This is a genomic window from Aeromonas media (assembly GCF_000819985.1).
GTDB lineage: Bacteria > Pseudomonadota > Gammaproteobacteria > Enterobacterales > Aeromonadaceae > Aeromonas > Aeromonas media.
Map to the genome: position 1 here is coordinate 1 of NZ_CDBZ01000072.1, position 21295 is coordinate 21295.

The 21295-nt window shown below is 61.2% G+C and carries 23 protein-coding genes and 1 pseudogene; 6 read left to right on the forward strand and 18 right to left on the reverse strand.

The genetic code is table 11. The features are described 5' to 3' along the window. Positions 1 to 147: 147 nt before the first annotated feature. The 10 genes and pseudogenes from BN1127_RS21205 to BN1127_RS06430 form a co-directional block, all read right to left on the reverse strand. Entirely contained in the window at positions 148 to 525 is a 378-nt protein-coding gene (locus BN1127_RS21205) for a hypothetical protein (RefSeq protein WP_082029990.1), read from the reverse strand. 633 nt (positions 526 to 1158) lie between these two features. Next, positions 1159 to 2787, reverse strand: a pseudogene (locus BN1127_RS06390) (methyl-accepting chemotaxis protein). A gap of 253 nt (positions 2788 to 3040) precedes the next feature. Continuing rightward, the gene (locus BN1127_RS06395; protein WP_042648891.1) at positions 3041 to 3892 is read right to left on the reverse strand and encodes a TIGR03899 family protein; all 852 of its coding nucleotides are present in this window, start codon (positions 3890 to 3892) and stop codon (positions 3041 to 3043) included. A gap of 218 nt (positions 3893 to 4110) precedes the next feature. Then, positions 4111 to 4590, reverse strand: coding sequence for a DUF3299 domain-containing protein (locus BN1127_RS06400; protein WP_082029992.1), 480 nt, complete (start codon positions 4588 to 4590; stop codon positions 4111 to 4113). A 135-nt stretch (positions 4591 to 4725) separates the two neighbouring features. After that, entirely contained in the window at positions 4726 to 5973 is a 1248-nt protein-coding gene (locus BN1127_RS06405; protein ID WP_042648893.1) for an ABC transporter permease, read from the reverse strand. Between the two features lie 76 nt (positions 5974 to 6049). After that, a complete protein-coding gene (locus BN1127_RS06410) occupies positions 6050 to 6736 on the reverse strand; it encodes an ABC transporter ATP-binding protein (RefSeq protein WP_042648894.1) in 687 nt (228 codons plus the stop codon). Between the two features lie 4 nt (positions 6737 to 6740). Then, positions 6741 to 7313, reverse strand: a complete 573-nt coding sequence (locus tag BN1127_RS06415) for a DUF2796 domain-containing protein (RefSeq protein WP_042648895.1) — start codon at positions 7311 to 7313, stop codon at positions 6741 to 6743. A 35-nt stretch (positions 7314 to 7348) separates the two neighbouring features. After that, the gene (locus tag BN1127_RS06420; protein ID WP_042648896.1) at positions 7349 to 7639 is read right to left on the reverse strand and encodes a hypothetical protein; all 291 of its coding nucleotides are present in this window, start codon (positions 7637 to 7639) and stop codon (positions 7349 to 7351) included. 43 nt (positions 7640 to 7682) lie between these two features. Further along, positions 7683 to 8225, reverse strand: a complete 543-nt coding sequence (locus BN1127_RS06425; protein ID WP_042648897.1) for a YtfJ family protein — start codon at positions 8223 to 8225, stop codon at positions 7683 to 7685. Positions 8226 to 8444: 219 nt separating this feature from the next. Next, positions 8445 to 9323: a hypothetical protein gene (locus BN1127_RS06430; protein ID WP_042648898.1), complete on the reverse strand. Its 879-nt coding sequence runs from the start codon at positions 9321 to 9323 to the stop codon at positions 8445 to 8447. Between the two features lie 123 nt (positions 9324 to 9446). On the opposite strand from BN1127_RS06430, the gene BN1127_RS06435 reads away from it, so the two are divergent. Beyond that, entirely contained in the window at positions 9447 to 9797 is a 351-nt protein-coding gene (locus BN1127_RS06435) for a hypothetical protein (RefSeq protein ID WP_171268588.1), read from the forward strand. 26 nt (positions 9798 to 9823) lie between these two features. On the opposite strand, the gene ppa is transcribed toward BN1127_RS06435, so the two are convergent. Continuing rightward, positions 9824 to 10354, reverse strand: coding sequence for an inorganic diphosphatase (gene ppa / locus BN1127_RS06440; protein ID WP_005329022.1), 531 nt, complete (start codon positions 10352 to 10354; stop codon positions 9824 to 9826). A gap of 235 nt (positions 10355 to 10589) precedes the next feature. On the opposite strand from ppa, the gene mpl reads away from it, so the two are divergent. Both mpl and BN1127_RS06450 read left to right on the forward strand, forming a co-directional pair. Then, complete coding sequence (gene mpl / locus BN1127_RS06445; RefSeq protein ID WP_042648899.1) at positions 10590 to 11966, forward strand: UDP-N-acetylmuramate:L-alanyl-gamma-D-glutamyl-meso-diaminopimelate ligase; 1377 nt, start codon at positions 10590 to 10592, stop codon at positions 11964 to 11966. Beyond that, on the forward strand, positions 11963 to 12574 hold the full coding sequence (locus BN1127_RS06450; protein ID WP_042648900.1) for a flavin prenyltransferase UbiX: 612 nt from the start codon (positions 11963 to 11965) through the stop codon (positions 12572 to 12574). Before mpl ends, BN1127_RS06450 begins: the two co-directional genes overlap by 4 nt. A gap of 74 nt (positions 12575 to 12648) precedes the next feature. Here the strand turns inward: BN1127_RS06450 and BN1127_RS06455 are convergent, their stop codons facing one another. Next, the gene (locus tag BN1127_RS06455; RefSeq protein WP_042648901.1) at positions 12649 to 13263 is read right to left on the reverse strand and encodes a TetR/AcrR family transcriptional regulator; all 615 of its coding nucleotides are present in this window, start codon (positions 13261 to 13263) and stop codon (positions 12649 to 12651) included. 201 nt (positions 13264 to 13464) lie between these two features. Here BN1127_RS06455 and hpt point away from each other — a divergent pair, with 201 nt between their 5' ends. From hpt to BN1127_RS06470, 3 genes are all read left to right on the forward strand, one after another. Further along, positions 13465 to 13995 (forward strand): hypoxanthine phosphoribosyltransferase, encoded by a 531-nt coding sequence (gene hpt, locus BN1127_RS06460; RefSeq protein ID WP_041205063.1) that lies wholly within the window; start codon positions 13465 to 13467, stop codon positions 13993 to 13995. Positions 13996 to 14107: 112 nt separating this feature from the next. Further along, positions 14108 to 15025, forward strand: coding sequence for an ABC transporter ATP-binding protein (locus tag BN1127_RS06465; RefSeq protein ID WP_042648902.1), 918 nt, complete (start codon positions 14108 to 14110; stop codon positions 15023 to 15025). Continuing rightward, entirely contained in the window at positions 15022 to 15795 is a 774-nt protein-coding gene (locus BN1127_RS06470; RefSeq protein ID WP_041205064.1) for an ABC transporter permease, read from the forward strand. Before BN1127_RS06465 ends, BN1127_RS06470 begins: the two co-directional genes overlap by 4 nt. 56 nt (positions 15796 to 15851) lie before the next feature. Here the strand turns inward: BN1127_RS06470 and BN1127_RS06475 are convergent, their stop codons facing one another. From BN1127_RS06475 to gluQRS, 6 genes are all read right to left on the reverse strand, one after another. After that, positions 15852 to 16199 carry a putative quinol monooxygenase gene (locus BN1127_RS06475; protein WP_025328197.1) on the reverse strand — a complete coding sequence of 116 codons (348 nt, stop codon included), beginning with the start codon at positions 16197 to 16199 and terminating at the stop codon, positions 15852 to 15854. Positions 16200 to 16219: 20 nt separating this feature from the next. Next, complete coding sequence (gene panC, locus BN1127_RS06480) at positions 16220 to 17074, reverse strand: pantoate--beta-alanine ligase (RefSeq protein ID WP_042648903.1); 855 nt, start codon at positions 17072 to 17074, stop codon at positions 16220 to 16222. A 275-nt stretch (positions 17075 to 17349) separates the two neighbouring features. Further along, positions 17350 to 18144 (reverse strand): 3-methyl-2-oxobutanoate hydroxymethyltransferase, encoded by a 795-nt coding sequence (gene panB, locus BN1127_RS06485; protein WP_042648904.1) that lies wholly within the window; start codon positions 18142 to 18144, stop codon positions 17350 to 17352. Positions 18145 to 18162: 18 nt separating this feature from the next. Further along, positions 18163 to 18660: a 2-amino-4-hydroxy-6-hydroxymethyldihydropteridine diphosphokinase gene (gene folK, locus BN1127_RS06490; protein ID WP_005329042.1), complete on the reverse strand. Its 498-nt coding sequence runs from the start codon at positions 18658 to 18660 to the stop codon at positions 18163 to 18165. A gap of 10 nt (positions 18661 to 18670) precedes the next feature. Beyond that, complete coding sequence (pcnB, locus tag BN1127_RS06495) at positions 18671 to 20143, reverse strand: polynucleotide adenylyltransferase PcnB (protein ID WP_042648906.1); 1473 nt, start codon at positions 20141 to 20143, stop codon at positions 18671 to 18673. A 143-nt stretch (positions 20144 to 20286) separates the two neighbouring features. Then, a complete protein-coding gene (gene gluQRS / locus BN1127_RS06500) occupies positions 20287 to 21222 on the reverse strand; it encodes a tRNA glutamyl-Q(34) synthetase GluQRS (RefSeq protein WP_005329049.1) in 936 nt (311 codons plus the stop codon). Between the last annotated feature and the right edge of the window lie 73 nt (positions 21223 to 21295).

The following is a 21295-nucleotide window of genomic DNA, read 5'->3' on the forward strand; positions in this document are numbered from 1 at the left end:
TTGTTCGCACCTTCCCTAGGATCACTATAAGTCTTATTTTTTGACATTAAATGGTACTTGCTGGAGATGAGTAATTGAACGTGCTGCATAACCCGAAAGCAACGTTGTAACGATTTGCAGCCCAGTGGTACGACTTGTTGGCTATTTTTAGCTTTTCTTTAGAACGAGCTTGTCACCTGAATTGCTAATTATTTTATAACCTCTGAGTTTGTTAAGTGCTGCAACACCTCCAGATGCAACAGAGATAGCTATCGCGCTCATAGCTGTTCCAGCACCTAAGATCCCGACGGCAGCTCCTCCTGTTAATGCAGCGATACCTTTTGCGCCTGTCTGAGTTGCCGGTTCTGGTACGGGGTAAAGAATCGCAACCACAGCAACTCCTATTGCTCCGATTGCAATAACCCACGCAACCTTACCAGTTGCTTTAATTTTTATTACTTTATCTTTTAAGCTGCCTTCTATCTCAATGGTATCTTGATCTTCGTTAAGAGCTTTTCCTAAATCTTTTTCATTGTTAATAGCCATTATTTTATCCTTCCTTATTAATTAACAATAACAATAACAATAACAATAACAATAACAATAACAATAACAATAACAATAACAATAACAATAACAATAACAATAAGAATATGAATGTTGAAATATTGAGGAGGGTATATGACTCCATCACGAGCGTATCTGTTTCATCAAGCAACGCTACCGCCCCTGAATTCCAGCCTCCAGTTTGCTGCGCTTTCCCTGCGGTGTTGCTCTGGTCTGGTACATGGCTGACTCCGACGAGAGGTGGTCTGATGGCTATGTTATCGAACGAAGCTGGTTAGGGAAGGGGGAGTGGGTGATTTCTCGGGCAAGATCAATAAATTGAACTGCCATGGGGTTGTGGTCGGCGGTGGGAGTATCTCAATACACTGACTTGCTCAATGTTCTCAGCGTACTTTAGCGGGGGAATGAACTGCGGGGCTGTCTCTCTGTTGAGTGAGGTGTAGTGCAGACGTCATGGTGAGGGCATCAAGGCTGGGGTAATGATGGCGTGGGCGTCTCCATACGATTAGCATCGCATTTTCCACAAAATAGAAATGGGCCCGCTGCCGGTGACGACAGGGGTCCTTTTTGTTGTTAGCGCACGGTCTTAGGTCTGGTTTCCTCCTTGAAGGCTTAGCGGGCGAGCAGGGCTCGACCACTGGGCTGCGGTTCACTGGTTGCATGGGGGGCGGGGCGTTGCTGGAACTGGCGCACCAGCCGCTCCAGTTCGTTCAACTGACGCACCAGCGCGATGACGCCCTGCATCGCGTGCTGGCTGCCCAGACTGGGGTCATCAGCGAGGCTCTTGATGCTGAGCACGTTGCGGTTGATGTCCATGGTGACCTGGGATTGTTCCTGCACCGCCTGGGCAATCTGGCTGCTGCCGGCGGCCACCTGCAGCAAGCGGTCGCTGATCTGCTGCAGCACGTCGCCGGTGGCGGAGGCCTTGAGGCGGCAACTGGCGGAGAGCTGCTCCCCCTTCTCCATGGCCTGCTCCGCATCCCCGGCACTGCCTTGCAGCAGGCTGATCATCTTCTGGATCTCGCCGGTGGAGGACTGGGTCTTGATGGCAAGGGAGCGGATCTCATCCGCCACCACCGAGAAGCCACGGCCTGCCTCACCGGCCCGGGCGGCCTCGATGGCGGCGTTGAGGGCCAGCAGGTTGGTCTGGTTGGCGATGTTGTTGATCACATCCAGGATGCCGTCGATGGCCCGGCACTGGCTGGCGAGGGTGTTGATCACCCCCTTGGAGGTGACCAGCTCGCTGTGCATCCCTTCCACCGCGGTCATGGTCTCCAGCACGCTGCGGTTGCCCTCCTTGAACAGATCGGCGGTCTCGTCCAAGCGATCGGAGGAGGCGGTCGAGCTGTGGGAGACCTCGCGGATGGATTACGCCATTTCGGTGATGGCGGTGGCGACCTGGTTGGTTTGCGCCTGTTGCTGCTGCAGGTTGTCGGTGATGGCCTCGGCGTTGTGCAAGTCCGTCTGCGCGGAGTGCAAGATCTGCTGGCAGGTTTGCTGGGTGCGGGCCAGCACGGCGTTGAATTCGGCCTGATTCATTCGCATGGCGAGCTCGACGGCGGCCAGGTTGTCGACCCGGCCCGTGTAGAGCAGCTGCATCAGCGGGTTGTCGAAGCGGTTGCGGGCCAACTTGCCGAGTTTGCCGAGGCGCCGGGAGAGGGCGTTGACGATAAGGGCAGCACCCGCCAGCGGCAGGACGGCTGCGGCCAGCAGCCAACCCGACTCATGGCGATAGCCCAGCGCCAGCATGGCCACCAGACCAAGTAGCAGGCAGAGGTTGAGCACGAGGGTGTGGGAGAAGGCCTGCAGGCGCAGGGCCAGGGGCTGTTTGTCTTCCCTGAGCCGGGCATAGACCCGTTCCGCCCGCTGTTTCAGCTCCCCATCCGGCGCGGTGCGCACGGATTGATACTCCACCACCTTGCCGTGGGCATCCTGAATGGGGGTGACGAAGGCGTTGACCCAGTAGTGATCGCCGTTCTTGCAGCGGTTCTTGACCGGTCCCATCCAGCTCTTGTTCTGGCGCAGGTGTGCCCACATGTCGGCGAAGGCCTGGGGCGGCATGTCGGGATGGCGCACCAGATTGTGCGGCGCCCCCTGCAACTCCTCCAGTCCGAAGCCGGCGATCTGGCAGAACTCCTCGTTGGCATCCGTGATCCGGCTCTCCAGATCCGTGGTGGAGATCAGGTTCTGGTGCTCAGGGTAGAGGCGCTCACGCTGGGTAACGGGATGGTTGACTCTCATGGCATGTTCCGGCTGGGGCTAGTGGCGATGAGTCCCGTCTGCAAACCCTGCACCAGAGTCGCGGTCGGCGTCAAAATAGCGATATGGGCGGGCTTTGTTCGAGGAAAGCCGGCCGCTCGGTGAGGGGGAATGGAATGGCCGTCGGCGGGTTGCTGAATCGATTCGCTTTTTGGGAGCCGTTTTGGGAATGAGGGGGGCTCAGTCGCAATTTGGCAAGGGGAACCACAGGAGCCCAGGTGGGCTCCTGTCGGCGTCAGAGGTGGGGCTCAGGCTCGCCGGTCGGGGCCAGCATCAGGGTCTCGATCTGCAGGTTCGTCGCCAGCAGGGTCTTCAGGTCTTGCAGGTACTCCTCCAGCGGAGGCTCTTGCAACAGCAGGGCGAGTTCGTTGCCGACCGGGGTGAGGCGGTAGTAGAGCAGGGTGAGGTTGCCCTGGCGCTGACGCAGGCGCCAGCGCTGATTGCCGAAGGCGAGCTCGACGCCGTCTGCGGGCAGCGGGCCGGATTCGAGCTCGCCCCGGTGCAGCAGGCCCAGATCGAACAGCAGCAGCAGGGCGCTGTAGGGGACCCGGTATTTGCCAAGCCCCATGCGGGTGACTTTGGCCCGGCTGAGCAGGCTGGCGCCCTTGTGCATGCCCAGCAGCAGACGCTGCTCTTCGCTACCCTCATAGTGGCAGCAGAGGGCGCAGATGCGCTGGAACAGCTGGGCCTCGCGCTGGGTCATCTCCTTGAGGGTGCTGAGGGCCCGGATGGAGAAGCGACCCGGGGTCGCCACCTCCAGCGCGAAGATCCGCCCCCACAGCTGCTGCATGGGCACCATGCTGATGTCTTCGGCCAGTTGCAGGAAGCGGGTCAGCCAGTCGCTGTCCATCTCGCCGCCGGCGGCCGTCTCCTCGCAGTGGCGGGACGCCATCACCATGATGGCTTCCAGGTTGCGCTGGCGGGCGGCCTGATCCGCCAGCTGGCGGAAGGTGGCGCGCTGCTCGAAGGTGCTGTCGCTGTTGCGGGTCAGCATGCCGTCTATGCCACGGCTGCGGGCCAGGCGCAGGGTCTGCTCCTGGCTGCTCAGGATGGAACTCTCTTTCTTGGGTGGCGGCAGATCGGCCATGCTGGCTCCATGATCCAGGGGTTGAATAGGGCTGGTATTGAATGTTACTCCAACCGGGCGGGCGAACAATCCCTCAGGCAGGGGCCCGTCATGGTGGCGATCACAGGGATAAAAAATGGCCTCCCGCGGGAGGCCATCATGGCGATGTTGTCTATTGTCAGCGCCACAACTGCTTGGTTGGCGTGGCCCCGACCACTTTCGCCGGTTTATGGCCAGACTCACTCTTCTTCGTAGACGCTGACTTCGACCGCGTCCATGGAGTAGGAGGCGGTGGCCATCTCGTGGCTTGAACTGATGGTGCGCATCTTGCCCTTCACCCAGATGGCGTCCCAGAGATCATCCACGGGGGCGCCCTTGGGATAGCTCACATAGATCACCTGGTTGGTGGGCGGGGGCGGCACATGGATGCAGGCCCCGAAGTAGGGCACCAGCAGGAAGGCGGTGATGGTCTTGGCGTCGCCCTCCAGCGGCACCACGAAGCCCGGGATGCGCACATCCTGTTGATCCAGCTTCTTGTTGACGCCGCCGACCGGCTGCGGCACCGAGGCCAGGTTGCCATCGTGGCTGACCTGGGGGGGCGGCAGCAGTTTTTCACCTTCCGGGATCAAAATGTCCCAGTCGATGGTCTTGTAGTCGGCGGCCAGGGCCGGCAGCACCAGCAGGCTGGCCAGCAGCGCCATTATCTTCCACTTCATCATCTGTCCTTCTGTGTTTATTCCGGTGTGGTCACTAGACGCGAATGTTCATGCCATCGCTCAGGCGGTAGCGCATGGTGGACGCGGGCCGCCGGTAGCGGGCTAGCCACAGCATTGGCCTCATCCACCTCGTCATCCTCATATCCGGATACTCATGCCATCACTCAGGCTGTAGCGGTAGGCGCGGGCCGCGGGCAGCAGGCCGATCACCATGCCGGCCAGCCAGACCAGCCCCAGCAGCTGCCACTCATAGGCGCTCGGCAGCCCCAGGCTTAATTGCAGGCCATAGTGGCCGAGCAGCCAGGGCGTGGCAAGCCCCTGCCCCAGGTAGAGCACCGCCACCCCGAGGGCGATCCCGATCGTGGTGAGCGCCATCGCCTCCAGCGCCAGCAGCAGGAACAGGTGGGATGGGCCCGCGCCGAGGGAGCGCAGTATGGCGAGCTCCCGGCGCCTCTCGTTGAGCCCTGCCAACAGGGTGGTCAGCATGCCGATGAGGCCCGCCACCACCACGAAGCCGGCGATCACCGAGAGCGCCGTCTCGGCCACGCTCATCAGACCCCACAGCTCCTGCAGGGCGGCGCCCGGCAGAATGGCCATCAGCGGCTCACCGGGGTAGGTGTTGATGCCCCGTTGCAGCTGGAACGCCAATATTCGATTGCTGAGGCCCACCATAAAGGCGGTGATGGTCTTGGGGGTGAGATCCTGTGCCAGCGCCTGCTCGGCGGTGACGTTCTTGCTGTGACGGCCGCTGTCCCAGCCGAGGTGAATGGCCTCAATCCCGGCGAGTGGCACATGCACGGTGCGATCGATGGGCGTGCCGGTCGGTGCCAATATCCCCACCACCTTGAACGGCAGGTTGTCATGCTGGCTGAAGGAGGTGTTGCCAGCGCCATGGGCGATGACGATGGACTGGTTCAGCTTGTAGCCCAGCTTCTCGGCCACCTGGGCGCCGAGTACCGCCTCGAATGGCGTCTCGAATGCCCGCCCCTCACGCAGTTGCAGCGACTGTTGCTGGCCATATTTCAGGTGGAGGAAGTAGTCCCCGTTGGTGCCGAGCACCCGGAATCCCTTGTGGGAGTCGCCGAGGGAGAGGGGAATGGTCCAGGCGATTCCCGGTCTCTGCTTGATGGTCTGATAGGTATCCCAGCCGACGTTGTTGGTGGGGTTGCCGATGCGAAATACCGAGTAGAGCAGCAGGTTCACTTGGCCGGAGCGGGCGCCGACGATGAGATCGGTGCCGGAGACGGTATTGGAGAAGCTCTCGCGGGCTTGCATACGCACCCGCTCCACCCCGAGCAGCAGGGTGACGCTGATGGCCACGGCCAGCAGGGTGAGCCCGGCGGTGAGTCGACGGGCCCAGAGGCTCTGCAGGGCAAGTTTCAGCATGACGGCCTCCAGATCCTGGAGGAGGACTGGTCCGCCGGGGCGGATACGGTCGGGCGGCGGTGATCATGTGGCGTCATCATGCGGCCCTCCGGTTGAGCTGTTGCAGATTCTCTACCCGGGGGAAGAGCGGCTCGAGATAGGGGTCGTGACTGACGAAGATGAGGGTGCTGCCCTGCTTGTCGCATTCCTCGAACAGCAACTTGATGAAGGCGGCCCTGTTGTCGGTATCGAGGGCCGAGGTGGGTTCGTCGGCGATCACCAGAGGTGGCGAGCCGATCAGGGCGCGGGCGGCGGCGACCCGCTGCTGCTGGCCGATGCTCAGGGCGTGAACGGGTCTGTGCAGCGCCTCGTTTGGCAGTTGCAGCTCCCCCAGCAGCCGACGTGCCTCCTGCTCGGGGCTCCCTTGCAGGCGGGCTCGCTTCTGGGGCGAGAAGCTGAGGGCGGCGGTGACATTGTCCAGCACGGATAAAAACGGCAGCAGGTTGAACTGCTGGAAGATGTAACCCAGATTGGCGGCCCGGAAGTGATCACGGGCGCGGCCAGAGAGCTGGGCCAATGGCTGGCCCAGCACCTCCAGGGTGCCGTGGTTGGCGGTCTGGATCCCGGCCAGCAAGCCGAGCAGGGTGGACTTGCCGGAGCCCGAGGGCCCCTTGATGAAGACCCGCTCCCCCTGCTGGATGCACAGGGCGGGCAGATCGAGCACAGTTTCGCCACCTGGCCAGGCAAAGGCCAGATCGCGGATCTCAACCACGGCGTTCTTCATGGTGTCACCAGCTCAGTTGGTAGGCGGACGGGGTCAACTCGGCCGCGGTCTGGCCGTTGGGCAAGATGCCCTGCACGCTCAGCTTCTCCAGGCTCGGATAGACGGCAAACAGGGTGGCCTCAAGACCCGTGAGTTTGGCCGGGGTCTCGCAGGTGTAGGTGTACATGGCGCCCATGTCGGCGTGACCCGCCTCATCATGGTGGTGCTCATCCTGATCGCCGTCCGCCTTTTCATGGTCATGATCGTGGTCGTGTTCTTCCTTGGCGGCATTGATCTCCTGCCGGGTCAGGGTGCAACCGGCGGCAGGATCGAGGCGGAACAGGGCATCCGGCTGCTGGAGCCGGGCCAGCGCCTTGGCGTACTGCGCCTTCTCCTCATCGCTTCTGGCGGCATGCTCGAAGCCCACCAGATCGGCGGCAGGTGCCTGCAGCTCGATCATCAGCTGGTTGCCATCGAGCACCAGATTGAGGTGGCCGTGGCCATGTTCGTGGGCCCCGTGGCCATGGCTCTCATGGTCGTCGTGATTGGCTTGTACGCCGAAGGCGGCGGCCGCCAGTAACAGGGTGACTGCTTTCATCGTTAATCCTTTTGAAAAATTGATAAGAAACTGATTCAACGGAAGGAACAATGAAGGTATGGCGGGGCTCTGATGCGGCTATGGCCTGACGTCGTGGTGGTGACGGTTGGCAAGGTGGTGCCGATAAACAGGTCGATGACAGAGGGCTGGGTCGGGACAAGGGGGGTCGGGGTGAGTGCCAGCTTGCCATCCAGATGCAGGGCGCAGAGGGTGCAGGCATGGTTATGTTCGGGCAGGTCGGCTTCAAGCGGATGCTGTGCCAGCGCCGGTTGCATCCACAACCAGCCCAGCAGCAAGATCCAGATTGTCAACGTGGTACGACCCATAGACCCTTATGGAAAGGGCGCCATCAGCGCCCTTCTCTCTGATTCAGAGATGGGACTGAATGAGCCCCATCACCTTGGTTATCTCGGTGGCAGCGAGCTGGCCATCTTTGGCAAACAGCACCTTGCCCTCTTTATCCAGCACTATGATGGCCGAACTTTCCGGCGCCAGATCCCAGGCGTTGCGGGCCATGCCCTTGGCATCCAGCACCATGGCGGACCAAGGGAACTCTTTCTTGCTGTCTTCGGTGCTGCTCTTCACAAAGCCGGAGGTGCCCCAGATGGCGTCATTGCTGTTGATGATGGTGACCGTCTGGTACTTGTCATGGGGCAGTTTGGCCGCCTTGATCGCCTCGATCATGGGGGCGTTCAGCTCCTTGGCACTGGAGCGACCCGCGATATGCTGTATCAGAAAGACTTTGCCGGTCAGTACCTTGCTTTGCCAGGGCTGATAGCTGACCTCTTTATCCTTCAGCACCAGCTCACCCTTGTCGCCGATGTTGACCAGCGGCACCTGGGCCGACTCCTTGATGTTGTGGGCCAGAACCAGGGTTGGCAGCAGCGCCAGGGTAAGTACGAGATGTTTCATCCGTATGACACTCCTTTGTGATGTTATAACGATTTTGGGATCGAGGGAATGGGACCCTGAACATCCTAAACTGATCGGATCTGTTTAAAAAGTGTTAAATAAACGCGAGGATTTATCCGGTCGCAGAATCAATCTGCCTTGAACCTGCGAATGACGGCGGCAAAGATGGCATGAGGCCGATAAAAATCAACTGATTGCCCTTGTGCTGAGGCAGTGGACTCAATAGAGCGGTTCGCTGATCAGGGGGATCTGGGCCATGGTCATCTGCTGAGCCAGCAGGGGGGAGCCGGTCAGCAGCACGTGGCGCTGGTTGCCGATCACCAGGGTATCCCCTTCCAGCCCGCTGTCGGCCGTGATGGCGAGCCAGGCTGGCGAGACGCTGCCGATGCTGATGTCCGGATAGATGATGCTGAGGTTGTATTGCGGTGCCAACTCGGCCAGGAGGCTCGCCATCAGCAGCGCCTTCTCGTCACTGTCAGCCTTGTTTTCTTGCAGGGCCTGCAAGGGAGGAGCGAAGTGATCCATCTGCTCGGACGGGGTAGGGATGCCGCTCAACCACTCCTGCAGCAGGTTGACGCTGGTGGCCAGATCCTTGGCCGAAAATTGCCTGGCCAGGGGTTTGAGATCCCCTTTGAACTGGTAGAACAGCTGAGAGTAGTTGGGCCTCACGCAGGGCAGCTTGCGATTGGCCGGGTGCACGCAGGGCAAGACCCGCATCTCGTAGAAGGCATCCTCCTGGTATTGCTGGTAGGCTTGCCAGAACTGGATGGACTCGAGGCTGCTGTCGTGCAGGGTAAAGGCCTGCTCCAGGTCACGAAACTTGGTGGCTGTCTCGGGGCTGTAGTGGTTGATCTGGTTGATGCTGTTGTAGAGCCGGGGGCTGATGTAGGAGTAGAGGGTCTCCAGCGGGTAGTTGAGTGCGGTGTCGAGCTGCGTCATCTCGTGGCGGCTGGCAGAGAGGACCCGCTCGTCCGTGGTCAGTTGCAGGTGCTTGCGCTGGCCGTCGGCGGATTGCCACTGCCAGCTCATGTTGACCTCGTTGGCCATAGCCGCAGAGCCGAAGAGTAGACTCCACAGCAGGCATTGTGCCAGTTTCATGGTGTGCATCCTGCCTGGGTGATACTAAACAACTAGGTGAGCCGACGGGATTTGGATTGGTTTAGTGATGACGATATTGGTAATTATCTGATCCAGCGGTAAATTTAGTCAGGGAAATAAGTCATGTCGGAAATAACCATGAAGCCTGTTTCATTGTTTTTGCTGATGCTGCTCTCGTTGCCGACACTGGCGGGCCAGGTGATCGTCAATCAGGGCATGTCCACGGCGGATACCTTTGCCCTGCGGGATCAACTGGCGCGAGAACATGAATGGCAGGAGTGGCTGCGGTTCCAGCAGGCCATCAAGTGGCTGGAGGTACTGCCGGTCAACTGCGATCTGGTGGGGGGAGCCGGGCAGGAATATCGCTGTGGGGACAACTATTACCGCCCCTATCGACAGAACGGGCGCGACCTCTATATCCAGGGGGATCCGCCAGGGCTGTCCCCGCAACGGCCAATAAAAAAGGCGCCATAAGGCGCCTTTTTTTGCGAGAGAGACGCTTACTTGGCAGCGTAACGCTCGGCAGAAGTCAGGATTTCGGCTTCGGCAGCGGCCTTGTCGCCCCACCCTTCCACCTTGACCCACTTGCCAGCTTCCAGCTCTTTGTAACGCTCGAAGAAGTGCTGGATCTGGGCTTTCAGCAGCTCGGGCAGATCGTTCACATCCTGGATGTGATCGTACTGCTTGGTCAGCTTGGAGTGGGGAACGGCCACGATCTTGGCATCTTCGCCAGATTCGTCGGTCATCTTCAGCACGCCAACCGGACGGCAGCGAATGACGGAGCCGGCCAGCAGCGGGTAGGGAGTCGGCACCAGCACGTCGACGGGGTCACCGTCCAGGGACAGGGTGGCGTTCACGTAACCGTAGTTGCACGGGTAGAACATCGGGGTGGACATGAAGCGATCAACGAAGATGGCACCGCTGTCCTTGTCGACTTCGTATTTGATCGGGTCGGCATTCTGCGGGATTTCGATGATGACGTAGATGTCGTCAGGCAGGCTCTTGCCAGCCGGTACCAGGTTCAGGCTCATGACGTTTCCTTTGCGTGTTGGAGTCAAGTTTGCAGGCCGACATTATAGCGATGTCCCGTCAAATGACCATATTTCGCGGGCAGGGGAGTGTGCTGGCGGATGCCGTGCCACCTGGTGCCGTCCGATTTCTGTCGCCTTGCCGGACTCGACAGCGCTCTTGCCATGGTCGCGGCTTGTGCCACCGGGTCAACAGACCCTAGAATGCGCACTTCCCTTTACTGCGAAAGGAAGCGGTATGCATATTCACATTCTCGGGATCTGCGGCACCTTTATGGGTGGTCTGGCGGTGTTGGCAAAACAGCTGGGTTATCGAGTCACCGGCTCCGATGCCAACGTCTATCCCCCCATGAGCACCCAGCTCGAGCAGCAAGGCATCGAGTTGACCGAGGGCTATGATCCGTCCCAGCTCGATCCGGCGCCGGATCTGGTGGTGATCGGCAATGCCATGAGCCGTGGCAACCCTTGTGTGGAGTATGTGCTGGATCGCAACCTGCCCTATATCTCTGGCCCCCAGTGGCTGCTGGAACACGTGTTGCAGGATCGCTGGGTACTGGCCGTCGCGGGCACCCATGGCAAGACCACCACCGCCAGCATGCTGGCCTGGGTACTGGAATATGCCAAACTCGAGCCCGGTTTCCTCATCGGCGGTGTGCCCGGCAACTTCCCGGTTTCTGCTCGCCTCGGCTCCGCCCCCTTCTTCGTCATCGAGGCGGACGAGTATGATTGCGCCTTCTTCGACAAGCGCTCCAAGTTCGTTCACTACCACCCGCGTACCTTGGTGATGAACAACCTGGAGTTCGACCACGCGGATATTTTCCCGGATCTCGCCGCCATCCAGCGCCAGTTCCATCACCTGATGCGTACCGTGCCGAGCAACGGCCGGGTGCTGTTCCCCCAGGCCGATGACAACCTCACCGCCGTGCGCAAAATGGGCTGCTGGAGCGAGGTGGAGCTGGTGGGTCAGGACGACGCCAAGTGGAAGGCGGTCAAGCTGACCGACGACGGCTCCGCCTTCGAGGTGTGGCTGGATGGCGTCAAGCAGGGGGAGGTGCACTGGGAGTGCATCGGCGAGCACAACGTCAACAACGGTCTGATGGCCATCGCTGCCGCCCGCCATGCCGGTGTCATGGTGGAGCACGGCATAGCCGCCCTCTGCCAGTTCAAGTCCCCCAAGCGGCGGATGGAGCTCAAGGGCGAGGTGGCAGGCATCAGCGTCTATGACGACTTCGCCCACCACCCCACCGCCATCGAGACCACCCTCGGCGGCCTGCGCGCCAGGGTTGATGCCGTGGGAGGGCAGGCCCGCATCCTGGCGGTGCTGGAGCCGCGCTCCAACACCATGAAGCTGGGGGTGCACAAGGAGGAGCTGGCCGGCTGCTTCGACGGCGCCGACGAGGTGTTCTTCTTCCAGCCTGCGAACATCGGCTGGGATCTCGGCGAGGTGACCGCCCACATGAGCCGTCCGGCGCAGGTGTTTGACGATTTGGAGATCCTGATCGGTGCCCTAGTGGCCGAGAGCCGTTCGGGGGATCATATTCTGATCATGAGCAACGGCGGCTTCGGCGGCATTCACGACAAGCTGATCGCCCGCCTCAAGCAAGGCACATCATGAACAAGCAGATCACCTTGGCGCTGACCGGCGCCTCCGGTGCCCCCTACGCCCTGCGCCTGCTGCAGTGTCTGGTGCAGGCGGACTACCGGGTCTACCTGCTCGCCTCCTCGGCCGCCCGGGTGGTGCTCAAGACCGAGCAGCAGCAGGAGTGGCCGGGGTCGCCGAAAGAGCTCTCTGCTTATCTCTGTCGCCAGTACGGCGCCATTGATGGGCAGATCGTCGCCTGCGGCAAGGAGGAGTGGTTCTCGCCGGTGGCCTCCGGCTCGGCGGCGCCCAAGCAGATGGTGGTCTGCCCCTGCTCAATGGGCACCGTCTCGGCCATTGCCAACGGCACCTCCGACAACCTGCTGGAACGGGCGGCGGATGTGGTGATCAAGGAGCGTGGCCAATTGATCCTAGTGCCCCGCGAGAGCCCCTTCTCGGCGATCCATCTGGAGAACATGCTGAAACTGGCGCGGCTTGGGGTGACCATCATGCCCGCCGCGCCGGGGTTCTACCATGAGCCGAAGAGCATCGAGGATCTGGTGGACTTCATGGTGGCGCGGATCCTGGATCATCTGGGCGTCGAACACGAGCTGACCCGCCGCTGGGGCTATGCCAGGCACTGAGTCAGTGAGGTGGAAGACAGACAAAAAAACGGCGCCGACCTGAACAGTCGGCGCCGTTTTTATTGGCAAGAGGATCAGGCCACCTGAAGGGGGGCCGTCACGTACTTGAACAGGAAATCAGTCACTTCTTCCCGGCTTGGGCGCTGTGGCTGATTGATCATCTGCATCATGACGTAGCCAAATCCGGTCAGGGAACGGGCGAGATCCTGCGCCGACAGCACGCTCTGGATCTCGCCGCTGTCCATGGCCGCTTGCAGGTGGGGGGCGATGCGCTCCAACGCCTTGTCCAGCAGGCGGGTGTAACGGGGCCAGACCTCTTCCCGTACCGATGAACTCCATTCCAGCCAGATACTGGCGTGGTCCGGTTTGTCGTAGGCGGCGTCAACGAATAGCTTCACATGGCGGTGGATGCTGTCCCTGACCGAGCCCTGACCGTTATAAGCCTGCTCGAGGATCTGCTGTACAAAGCCTTCAATTTCGGTCAGCACTTCATCGACCAGATCTTCACGGGTGTTGAAATAATTGAAGACGGTGGCAACCGAGACTTTGGCCTGCTCGGCAATTTCGGCATGTCCCGCGCGGCCAATGCCACGACGGGAAAATACCTCGATGGCACATTCCATCAATTGATCACGACGAGCCTCCGGCGACAGCCGGGTCCGACGTCTTATTTCTGCGCGTGGTTCCATAGTTTTTTCATCTAATAGTTATTGATTATGGTGTTTATAGTATTGTCACCGATAATGCCCGAAGGCTTGCTAACTCTATCAATTAAAATAAGCCGATAAAAGCATCACGTATGCCTGACGCCTTCCGGTTGGAGTGGTAGAATCATCGGTTTTGATGTTAATGAACGGCCAATAACCCTTTGGCCATTATTGGAGTATGTGATGAAACACAACGTCGAGGTGATGATCTCCGAGGCCGAGGTCGCCGCCCGGATCGCCAAACTGGGTGAAGAGATCACCGCCCGTTACCAGGGCTCCGATGAAGTCGTGATGATTGGCCTCTTGCGCGGCTCCTGCGTCTTCCTGGCCGATCTCTGCCGTCAGTGCCAGCTGCCCATCACCCTGGATTTTATGACTGCCTCCAGCTATGGCTCCGGCATGCACAGCACCCGTGACGTGCGCATCCTCAAGGATCTGGATGACGACATCAAAGGCAAGGATGTGGTGATCGTCGAGGACATCATCGATACCGGCTACACCCTCAACAAGGTGCGCGAGATCCTCTCCCTGCGCGAACCTAAGTCCCTGGCGATCTGCACCCTGCTGGACAAGCCGTCCCGTCGTGAGGTCCAGGTGCCGGTAGACTGGATTGGCTTCGCCATCCCGGACGAGTTCGTGGTGGGCTGTGGTATCGACTACGCCCAGAAGTACCGTAATCTGCCCTTCATCGGCAAGGTAGTTCCGCAAGAGTAAGCAAGGCTCGGACGTGGCAGGGCAGCTTGGCCGCCCGCCATCGACTGTCTTCAGGCGGCGCTAAAGCCGCCTTTTCTGTCTCGAGATGGGCTCATCCATCACAGGGGTTGCAATGAACGCATTGGAAATCAGCGGTCTGAAGAAGACCTATCAGGGGGGCGTCGAAGCCCTCAAGGGCATAGATCTCACCGTCAAGCAGGGAGATTTCTTCGCTCTGCTCGGCCCGAACGGGGCGGGCAAGTCCACCACCATCGGCGTGATCAGCTCGCTGGTGAACAAGAGTGCCGGCAAGGTCAAGGTGTTCGGTCATGACATCGATACCGATCTGGAGCTGGCCAAGGCCCAGCTCGGCCTGGTGCCCCAGGAGTTCAACTTCAGCATGTTCGAGAAGGTGAGCCAGATAGTGACTCACCAGGCCGGTTTCTACGGCGTGCCAAGGGCCGAGGCCAAGGTGCGCGCCGAGAAATACCTGCGTCAGCTCGATCTGTGGGACAAGCGCGACATGGCGGCTCGCACCCTCTCCGGCGGCATGAAGCGCCGGTTGATGATAGCCCGTGCCCTGATGCACGAGCCCAGGCTGTTGATCCTGGATGAGCCGACCGCCGGGGTGGACATCGAGATCCGTCGCTCCATGTGGAGTTTCCTCAAGGATCTGAACGAGCAGGGCGTCACCATCATACTCACCACCCACTACCTGGAAGAGGCGGAGATGCTGTGCCGCAACATCGGCATCATCGACAAGGGGCGCCTCATCGAGAACACCAGCATGAAGAGCCTGCTCGGCAAACTGGGCCGCGAGACCTTCCTGCTGGATCTGGTGCCAGGCTCTGCCGTGCCGAGCCTGCCCGAGTTCAACGGCCGCATGCAGGATGAGCACACCCTGGAGGTGGAGCTGGACAAGAGCCAGTCCCTCAACAGCCTGTTCGAGCAGCTCTCCGCCCAGGGGGTGAAGGTGCTGAGCATGCGCAACAAGGCAAACCGGCTGGAAGAGCTGTTCGTCAACCTGGTAGAGGAGGGTCGCAAAGCATGAACCCCATGACCTATTACATCGCCTTCAAGAGCATACTGGCCAAGGAAGTGAGCCGCTTTACCCGGATCTGGATCCAGACCCTGGTGCCGCCGGCCATCACCATGAGCCTCTACTTCGTCATCTTCGGCAACCTCATCGGCTCGCGCATCGGTGAGATGGGGGGCTTCAGCTACATGGAGTTCATCGTGCCCGGTCTCATCATGATGTCGGTCATCACCAACTCCTACTCCAACGTCGCCTCCTCCTTCTACAGCGCCAAGTTCCAACGCAACGTGGAGGAGCTGCTGGTGGCGCCGGTACCGAACTACATCATCATCGCCGGCTATGTGGGCGGCGGCGTGGCCCGGGGCCTCTGTGTCGGCCTCATCGTCACTCTGGTGTCGCTGTTCTTCGTGCCGCTGCAGATCCACCACCTGTTCAGCGTCTGCTTCACCGTGCTGCTGACCTCGATCCTGTTCTCCCTGGGCGGGCTGATCAACGCCGTGTTCGCGAAGTCGTTCGATGACATCAGCATCATTCCGACCTTCATCCTGACGCCGCTCACCTATCTGGGGGGGGTCTTCTACTCCATCAGCCTGCTGCCGCCGTTCTGGCAGGGAGTCTCCCAAGTGAACCCCATCATCTACATGGTGAATGCGTTCCGCTACGGCTTCCTCGGTATCTCCGACGTGCCGCTCGGCACCGCCTACCTCATCATCATCGGCTTCATCGTCGCCCTCTACGGACTGGCCTGGTGGCTCATCTCCCGCGGCACCGGGCTGCGGCACTGAGGGTTTACCCATGAAAAAGGCGCCGAAAGGCGCCTTTTCTTTGTTCCAGGTTTGCCTCAGAGGGCAGGGGCGTCATAGTCCGCCGGCTCGTCGCTGTAGACGCAGACGTTCCACTTGGCCGCCAGGCCATCCTCGGCCAGACAGTAACGCTCGAAGAAGGCCTTGATCTCCGCGCGCTGGCAGTGCGCCTCGAAGCTGGCCATGTCTTGCCAGATCTCGTTGAAGACGATGGGGAAGCTCTCCCCCTCGGCAAACGGGCTGGCAATGTGGCGGGTGACTCTGTACTGCAGGCAGCCGTCTTCCCTCAAGGTGTTGGGCTCCAGCCCCTGCAAGACCTGGAACAGAGCCTGCTCCTTGCCCGGCTTGGGCAGGAACTGGGCGATGCAATAAACCTTCTTGGACATCTTTGTCTCCTTGCCGTGTCTCAACCCTGAAGGGTGACGACACGATTGTCGATAAGACGGGCCTTGCCCAGATACGCGGCCATCAGGATCACCAGCCGCTTGCTGGCGGCGCTGGAAGATTCTAGGGTGTCGGCGTCGACGATGTCGATGGCGTCGGTCCTGAATCCGGCGTTGTCGAGACGCTGACTGGCCTGAGCCACCAGGGAGGGCAGGTGATGGCTCCCCGCCTCTATCTGCTCGGCTATCCAGTTCATGGTGCGCGCGAGCTCGGGGGCCAGGGCCCGCTCGGCGGCTGTCAGGTAGCCGTTGCGCGAGGAGAGGGCCAGCCCGTCCTCGGCCCGCACCGTGGGCACGCCGACGATCTCGACCGGGATGGCCATGTCGGCCACCATCTTGCGAATGAGCGCCAGCTGCTGGTAATCCTTCTGGCCGAAGCAGGCCACGTCGGGTTGAACCAGGTTGAACAGCTTGGTGACGACGGTGCTGACACCGCGGAAGTGGCCAGGGCGCAGCGCTCCTTCCAGCAGGCTGGAGAGACCCGGCACCTCGACGAAGGTCTGGCTGGCCAGCCCGTGGGGATACATCAGCTCCGGGGTCGGGGTGAACACCAGATCCACGCCGGCGGCCTCGAGGGCGGCGCAATCCTGCTCCAGGGTGCGGGGATAGTTGGCGAGATCCTCGGCCTTGTCGAACTGCAAGGGGTTGACGAAGATGCTGACGACCACCTTCTCGCCGTGGCTGCGGGCCTCATCGACCAGGGTGAGATGGCCCTGGTGCAGATTGCCCATGGTGGGCACGAATGCGATGGCGCGGCTTTCGCGGCGCCACTGGCCGATCTGTTCACGCAGAGCGGCAGGATTATTCACAACCAACATCAACAGTTCACCTTCGGATAGGTCAAGGAAACAGGGATTGAAAGGACCCGAGTGGATGGCACGGGATAGTTCACGAGCAACATCATCAACAGTTCACCTTCGGATGGGTCAAGGAAACAGGGATTGAAAGGACCCGGGTGGATGGCACGGGATAGTTCACGAGCAACATCATCAGCGGTTCACCTTCGAATGGGTCAAAGAAACAGGGATTGCATGGGCCAGAGAGGAATGCGAAACGGGGGCCGAGCCCCCGTTGCCGTTCATGAGGCCAGTAATCAGTTGAAGCAGTGCTCGGGACCGGGGAAGGTACCCTCGCTCACCTGCTGCACATAGAGGCGGATGGCGGCGCGCATGTCACCGGTCTCGGCCAGGAAGTTCTTGGTGAACTTGGGCACATAGCCGGAGGTGATGCCAAAGGCGTCGTGCATCACCAGGATCTGGCCATCGGTGGCCGGGCCCGCGCCTATGCCGATGACAGGGATGCGCAGGGCCTTGCTGATGCGCTCGGCCAGGGCGACCGGCACGCATTCGAGCACCAGCAGCTGGATGCCAGCTGCCTGCAGCTCGAGGGCCTGGCGGTAAATCTCTTGGGCGTGGAACTCGTCGCGCCCCTGCACCTTGAAGCCGCCAAACACGTGGACGGATTGCGGGGTGAGGCCGAGGTGACCACAGACAGGCACGCCGTTGCGGGTGAGGTGGCGAATGCTCTCGCAGAGCCAGTCGCCCCCTTCCATCTTCACCATGCGGGCGCCGGCGGCCATCAGCCGGGCGGCGTTCTGGTAGGTCTGTTCGGGAGTGGCATAGCTCATGAACGGCATGTCGGTGACCACCAGCGCCTTGCTGGCGCCGCGTACCACGCAGCGGGTGTGATAGACCATCTCATCCATGCTGACGGCCAGGGTGTCGTCCCCTCCCTGCAGCACCATGCCGAGGGAATCACCGATGAGCAGCACCTGGGCACCTTCGTCGTCGAACAGTTTGGCGAAGGTGGCGTCATAGGCGGTGATGGCGGTGATTTTTTGTCCGTCCTGCTTCATCTTCTGCAGGTCGGTGATGGTGATCTTGCTCATTACGTTGCTCCTACTCGTCTACTCACCCGTGGCATCGGCAAGGATCTCGAGACCATTGCGCGGGCAGCGGGCAACCAGTTCGGTGAGCGGGGTGCCGCAGGGCAGCACCAGGGCGGGGGCGATTTCGGCAAGGGGCAGCAGGACGAACTCCCGCTCCTTCATGCCGTAGTGGGGAACGATCAGGCGTTCATGCTGGATGACTTGCTCGCCGTACAGCAGCAGATCCAGATCCAGGGTTCTTGGACCCCAACGCTCGTCCTTGCGCACACGTCCCTGTTCCCGCTCGATTTTCTGCAGTTGGTCCAGCAAAGCCAGGGGGCTGAGCCGGGTATGAAGCCGCACCACGGCATTGACGTAGTCGGGCTGATCCGCAGGGCCCATGGGGCGGCTGCCGTAAAGCTGCGAGACCTGTTGCAATGCGGATTCCGGCAGCCTGTCCAGGGCGGCGACGGCCTGTCTGGCCTGGGCAACGGGATTGCCCAGGTTGGATCCGATGGCAACGAAGACCTCGATCATCGGGTGGCCTTTATTCTGCCGCTTTCGGCTTGCGACGACGGGGGCGACGGCGGTTGCGGCTGTTGCTGCCACGTTTCTCACCGTCTCCGCGCGGCTCGGCCGCCGGGGCACGTTCACCGCTCGCCGGGCGGCGGGTTGCTTCCCGTTGCAGTTGCGGACGCACATCCGGGTTGGAGGCCACATAGCGCTCCCACCAGCTGGCCAGCTCGCCGAGGCCACGCTCGACCCGGTTGCGCAGCAACAGGAAGTCAAAGGCAGCGCGGAACTTCGGATGCTCCATGGCGCGCTCGGGGTGACGGCCCTGGCGACGGGTCAGGCGCTGTTGCAGGGCCCAGATGTCGCGCACATCCGTGGTGAAGCGGCGCGGCACGGCGATGATCCGCACCTGGGCATCCAGCACCTCGTTGATGGCCAGCATGAAGGCGTCGTGCCAGGGCAGGCCGCTCTCGTTTTCCAGCACCCGGGCACGGGCCTCGACGGCGCCCCACAGCAGGGTGGCATAGAGGAAGGCCGGGGTGACGCGCTTGTCTTCACGGACCCGGGTATCGGTGTCCATCAGCGCCAGCTCGATGAACTGCTCGTAGGGCGAGTTGCCGTTGGGCGTAAACAGGGCGGCGACCTGGGGGAACAGGGGCTGGAACAGCCCGTATTCGCGCAGCAGCTTGTAGGTGGCGAGACCGTCGCCGGCCAGGAACAGCTTGAGGGTCTCCTCGAACAGACGGGCGGCCGGAATGTCCTGCAGCAGCGGTGCCAGCTCCCGGATGGGGGCTGCGGTGCGCGGGCTGATGGTCATCTCCAGCTTGGCGGCGAAGCGCACGGCGCGCAGCATCCGCACCGGATCTTCCCGGTAGCGGGTCTCGGGGTCACCGATCAGCTCCAGCTTGCGCTCGGCGAGATCCTCGATGCCACCCTCGAAGTCATGCAGGGTGAAATCCTTGGCGCTGTAATAGAGGGCGTTGACGGTAAAGTCGCGACGTTCGGCATCTTCTTCGATGGTGCCGTAGACGTTGTCGCGCAGCAGCATGCCTTCATCCGACTGGGCCGACACGTGCTTGCTGGTATTGACCTGATGGTGGTGACCACGGAAGGTAGCCACTTCGATCACGTCACGACCAAAGACGATGTGGGCCAGGCGGAAACGACGGCCGATCAGGCGGCAGTTGCTGAACAAGGCCTTTATCTGCTCCGGCGTCGCATCGGTGGCGATGTCGAAATCCTTTGGCGTCTTCCCGAGCAGAATATCCCGGACGCCGCCACCCACCAGGTAGGCTTCGTAGCCACCCTTGTTCAGGCGGTAGAGCACCTTGAGCGCATTCTCGCTGATCTCTTTGCGCGAGATGGGGTGCTGGTCACGGCTCAAGGTTCGGCGTTGACCTGCGACACGGGCTGGAATGGGAGACTCTATCGACTGCTCGCCGTCTTCCTTGCCGAGCACCTTGCGGCAAAAGTTTGCGATCTGGGAAAAAATGGTACACCTCTTCATGACTTCAAATTGACGGGAGGCCAAAAAATAGCGGCCTATCATAGCTCAGGCCCGACCAAATGAGAAACGCTGCGGTCTGCTTCCCCGATTCGGGCCCGGTGACATAAATGACGCGGCGGCCTGCGTTTGCTCTGCGTGCCGGTTTACCTGGCCCCCAGCACTATCTTCTGCTGGCGGGGAACCCGGGCCAACTGCCAGTGGGCAATGCCCCAGGCGATGATCTCGTCGACGGTATTCTCTCTCAGGCAAGGCGGCGGGCACTGGCCGAGGAAAGTGAGGGCCTGCCACAGGGCGGGCCTGACATCATCCTGTGCCAGCGCCGGTGCGTGGTTCTGTTTCGACAGCTTGTTGCCATCCGCCAGCACCGCCAGCGGCAGGTGTACCCAGGCGGGGACGTCCGCACCCAGGGTCTGGTAGAGGGCAATCTGGCGCACCGTGGGCTCCAGCAGATCGGCGCCGCGCACTATCTCCGTGATGCCGCTGTCCATGTCATCCACCACCACCGCCAGGTTGTAGGCGTAGAGCCCGTCCCGGCGACGCACGATGAAGTCCTCCTCGGCGAGCGCCGCAGGCACCGCAATATGGCCCTGTAGCTGATCCTCGAAGTGGTAGACCGGATGGTGCTGGCGCAGGCGGGCGGCGCAGCCCTCTGCGGTCAGCCCCAGTGTGCGGCAGTGGCCGTTGTAGAAGCCGCCCGCCGCCATGATCTCGCGCCGGGTGCAGCGGCACCAGTAGAGATCTCCGGCCCGGTAGAGCCCCTCGATGATCTCGTCATAGCGCCCATGGCGCCGGCTCTGGTACATCACCTCTCCATCCCAGCCGAGGCCATGGGCCTCCAGAGTCTGGAGGATGAGCTCGCTGGCCCCGGCCATCTCCCGCGGTGGATCTATGTCCTCGATGCGCACCAGCCAGCGCCCCTGCTGCGATCTCGCCTGCAAGAAGCTGCCAAGGGCGGCGACCAGGGAGCCGAAGTGGAGCGGACCGGACGGGGAGGGGGCGAAGCGACCGACATGGGGGCGGAGAGGGGAGGAGGGGGTCATGGCCATGGAATTCGGGTAGACGATGCATTGAGGCTGCATTCTGGGATGGTCGTGGGAAAAGCTCAATAAAAAAGGGAGCCTGCGAGCTCCCTTTTTTTGTCCATGTCGATGG